We start from the raw sequence: 4,182 nt of genomic DNA, 5'->3' as shown, positions 1-4,182 counted from the left end.
GGGTACCTATATCCAGGACGTCGGCGCCATGACCCCGGTGTTCTTCACCTTCACCGACCGTCAGCGCGCGTACAAGGTCATCGAAGCCATCACTGGCTTCCGTCTGCACCCGGCCTGGTACCGCATTGGCGGGGTGGCCCACGACCTGCCGAACGGCTGGGAGCGCCTGGTCAAGGAATTCATCGACTGGATGCCCAAGCGTCTGGACGAATACCAGAAAGCCGCCCTGGACAACAGCATCCTCAAAGGCCGCACCATCGGCGTCGCGCAGTACAACACCAAAGAGGCCCTGGAATGGGGCGTCACCGGTGCCGGCCTGCGTTCCACTGGTTGCGACTTCGACCTGCGTAAAGCGCGCCCATACTCCGGCTACGAGAACTTCGAGTTCGAAGTACCGCTGGCGGCCAATGGCGATGCCTACGACCGTTGCATCGTGCGCGTCGAAGAAATGCGCCAGAGCCTGAAGATCATCGAGCAGTGCATGCGCAACATGCCGGCCGGCCCGTACAAGGCGGATCACCCGCTGACCACGCCGCCGCCCAAAGAGCGCACGCTGCAGCACATCGAAACCCTGATCACGCACTTCCTGCAGGTTTCGTGGGGCCCGGTGATGCCGGCCAACGAATCCTTCCAGATGATCGAAGCGACCAAGGGTATCAACAGTTATTACCTGACGAGCGATGGCGGCACCATGAGCTACCGCACCCGGATTCGTACCCCAAGCTTTGCCCACTTGCAGCAGATCCCTTCGGTGATCAAAGGCGAGATGGTCGCGGACTTGATTGCGTACCTGGGTAGTATCGATTTCGTTATGGCCGACGTGGACCGCTAAGCATGAACAGCACGCTTATCCAGACAGACCGTTTCACCTTGAGTGAAACCGAGCGCTCGGCCATCGAGCACGAGCTGCATCACTACGAAGACCCGCGCGCGGCGTCTATCGAAGCCCTGAAGATCGTCCAGAAGGAACGTGGCTGGGTGCCCGACGGCGCCCTCTACGCCATCGGCGAGATCCTCGGCATCCCCGCCAGCGACGTTGAAGGCGTGGCCACGTTCTACAGCCAGATCTTCCGTCAGCCGGTGGGCCGCCACATCATTCGCGTGTGCGACAGCATGGTCTGCTACATCGGCGGCCATGAGTCCGTGGTCAGCGAGATCCAGAACAAGCTGGGCATCGGCCTCGGCCAGACCACCCCGGACGGCCGCTTCACGCTGCTGCCGGTGTGCTGCCTAGGCAACTGCGACAAGGCGCCGGCGTTGATGATCGACGACGACACATTCGGTGACGTACAGCCCGCTGGCGTCACCCAATTGCTCGAGGGCTACCCATGACCCTGACTTCCTTCGGCCCGGCCAACCTGATCAAGCGTTCGGCCGAGACTCACCCCCTCACCTGGCGCCTGCGTGACGACGGCGAGCCGGTATGGCTCGACGAGTACCAGGCCAAGAACGGCTACGCGGCTGCGCGCAAAGCCTTCGCCGACATGGCCCAGGACGATATCGTCCAGACCGTGAAGGACGCCGGCCTCAAGGGCCGCGGCGGTGCGGGCTTCCCCACTGGCGTGAAGTGGGGCCTGATGCCCAAAGACGAATCCATCAACATCCGCTACCTGCTGTGCAACGCAGATGAAATGGAGCCCAACACCTGGAAAGACCGCATGCTGATGGAGCAACTGCCCCATCTGCTGATCGAAGGCATGCTGATCAGTGCCCGTGCGCTGAAAACCTACCGTGGCTACATCTTCCTGCGTGGCGAGTACACCACCGCCGCCAAGCACCTCAACCGTGCCGTGCAAGAAGCCAAGGCCGCAGGCTTGCTAGGCAAGAACATCCTCGGTTCCGGCTTTGACTTCGAACTGTTCGTGCACACCGGCGCCGGGCGTTATATCTGCGGTGAAGAAACCGCACTGATCAACTCCCTCGAAGGCCGCCGCGCCAACCCGCGCTCCAAGCCGCCCTTCCCCGCCGCCGTGGGCGTGTGGGGCAAGCCGACCTGCGTGAACAACGTCGAGACCCTGTGCAATGTGCCAGCGATCATCGCCGACGGCGTGGACTGGTACAAATCCTTGGCCCGTGAAGGCAGCGAAGACATGGGCACCAAGCTCATGGGCTTCTCCGGCAAGGTCAAGAACCCTGGCCTGTGGGAGCTGCCGTTCGGCGTGACCGCGCGCGAGCTGTTCGAGGACTACGCCGGCGGCATGCGCGACGGCTACACCTTGAAAGCCTGGCAGCCAGGCGGCGCCGGTACCGGCTTCCTGCTCCCTGAGCACCTCGACGCACAGATGTATGCCGGCGGCATCGGCAAGGTGGGTACCCGGATGGGTACTGGCCTGGCGATGGCGGTCGACAACACGGTGAACATGGTCTCGCTGCTGCGCAACATGGAGCAGTTCTTTGCCCGTGAATCGTGCGGTTTCTGCACCCCATGCCGCGACGGTCTGCCGTGGAGCGTCAAGCTGCTGATGGCCCTGGAAAATGGCGAAGGCCGCGAGGGTGACATCGAAACCCTGCTGGGCCTGGTCGGCTTCCTCGGCCCAGGCAAGACCTTCTGTGCTCACGCACCGGGCGCCGTGGAGCCATTGGGCAGCGCAATCAAATACTTCCGCTCGGAGTTCGAAGCCGGCATCGCGCCCACCAGCGCCGCCGTCCCGCCTCTGGCGAAGCCGATCGTAGTCGGCGCGTAACGCTTAAACAGGCGAAGGGTCCGTGCCCTTCGCCTGCTCATGTGCTGACGCCTTCAAGGCTGTGTAGATGCACATGAATAACAAGATTCCATTAGCCACGCCCGCTGACAACGGGCCAACGAAGAACTTTGAACCATGGCCACTATCCACGTAGACGGCAAAGCGCTCGAAGTCGATGGGGCGGACAACCTGTTACAGGCGTGTCTGTCACTCGGCCTCGACATCCCGTATTTCTGCTGGCACCCCGCGCTTGGTAGCGTCGGTGCCTGTCGCCAGTGTGCGGTCAAGCAATACACCGACGAGAACGACACCCGTGGTCGTATCGTCATGTCCTGCATGACCCCAGCCACCGACAACACCTGGATCTCCATCGACGATGAAGAATCCAAGGCATTCCGCGCCAGCGTTGTCGAATGGCTGATGACCAACCACCCCCACGACTGCCCGGTCTGTGAGGAAGGCGGTCACTGCCACCTGCAAGACATGACGGTGATGACCGGCCACAACGAGCGCCGTTATCGCTTCACCAAGCGTACCCACCAGAACCAGGACCTCGGCCCGTTCATTTCCCACGAAATGAACCGCTGCATCGCCTGCTACCGCTGCGTGCGCTTTTATAAGGACTACGCCGGCGGCACCGACCTGGGCGTGTTCGGCGCCCACGACAACGTGTACTTCGGTCGCGTTGAAGACGGCGTGCTGGAGAGCGAGTTCTCCGGCAACCTCACCGAGGTCTGCCCGACCGGTGTGTTCACCGACAAGACCCACTCCGAGCGCTACAACCGTAAGTGGGACATGCAGTTTGCACCGAGCATCTGCCATGGCTGCTCCAGCGGTTGCAACATCTCCCCGGGCGAGCGCTACGGCGAACTGCGTCGCATCGAAAACCGCTTCAACGGTTCGGTCAACCAGTACTTCCTGTGCGACCGTGGCCGTTTCGGCTATGGCTACGTCAACCGCGAAGACCGCCCACGCCAGCCACTGTTGGCCGATGGCGCCAAGCTGAGCCTGGACGCCGCGCTGGATAAGGCCGCCGACCTGTTGCGCGGCCGTAACATCGTCGGTATCGGTTCACCACGTGCCAGCCTCGAAAGCAACTTCGCCTTGCGCGAGTTGGTAGGTGCCGAGCACTTCTACTGCGGTATCGAAGCCGGCGAGCTGGAGCGCATCCGTCTGGTCCTGCAAGTGCTGAACGACAGCCCGCTGCCGGTTCCGAACATGCGCGACATCGAAGACCACGATGCGATCTTCGTGCTCGGTGAAGACCTGACCCAGACCGCCGCGCGTATCGCGCTGTCCCTGCGTCAATCGGTCAAAGGCAAGGCCGAAGAAATGGCCGACGCCATGCGCGTACAGCCGTGGCTCGACGCGGCCGTGAAAAACATCGGCCAGCACGCGCTGAACCCGCTGTTTATCGCTTCTCTGGCTGAAACCAAGCTCGACGACATCGCCGAAGAATGCGTGCACGCTGCGCCGGACGACCTGGCCCGCCTCGGTT

Annotated in this window: 3 protein-coding genes and 1 pseudogene; all 4 read left to right on the top strand. The window is 62.4% G+C overall.

Translation table 11 applies throughout. The annotated features are described in order from the left end of the window. Positions 1–832: pseudogene (locus GIW04_RS28550) on the top strand (NADH-quinone oxidoreductase subunit C/D); the annotation flags it as partial. A 2-nt stretch (positions 833–834) separates the two neighbouring features. Further along, positions 835–1,332, top strand: a complete 498-nt coding sequence (gene nuoE / locus GIW04_RS28545; RefSeq protein WP_003174721.1) for an NADH-quinone oxidoreductase subunit NuoE — start codon at positions 835–837, stop codon at positions 1,330–1,332. Further along, on the top strand, positions 1,329–2,684 hold the full coding sequence (gene nuoF, locus GIW04_RS28540; protein ID WP_034133820.1) for an NADH-quinone oxidoreductase subunit NuoF: 1,356 nt from the start codon (positions 1,329–1,331) through the stop codon (positions 2,682–2,684). The genes nuoE and nuoF overlap by 4 nt, the downstream gene beginning before the upstream one ends. A 135-nt stretch (positions 2,685–2,819) precedes the next feature. After that, on the top strand, positions 2,820–4,182 hold a 1,363-nt coding region (gene nuoG / locus GIW04_RS28535), incomplete at its 3' end, for an NADH-quinone oxidoreductase subunit NuoG (protein ID WP_236479449.1).

Source organism: Pseudomonas sp. PA-4-8C (assembly GCF_021606625.1).
GTDB classification, from domain to species: Bacteria; Pseudomonadota; Gammaproteobacteria; order Pseudomonadales; family Pseudomonadaceae; genus Aquipseudomonas; species Aquipseudomonas lactis.
Note: the sequence above shows the minus strand (reverse complement) of the source record. Positions and strands in the feature narration are given on the sequence as shown.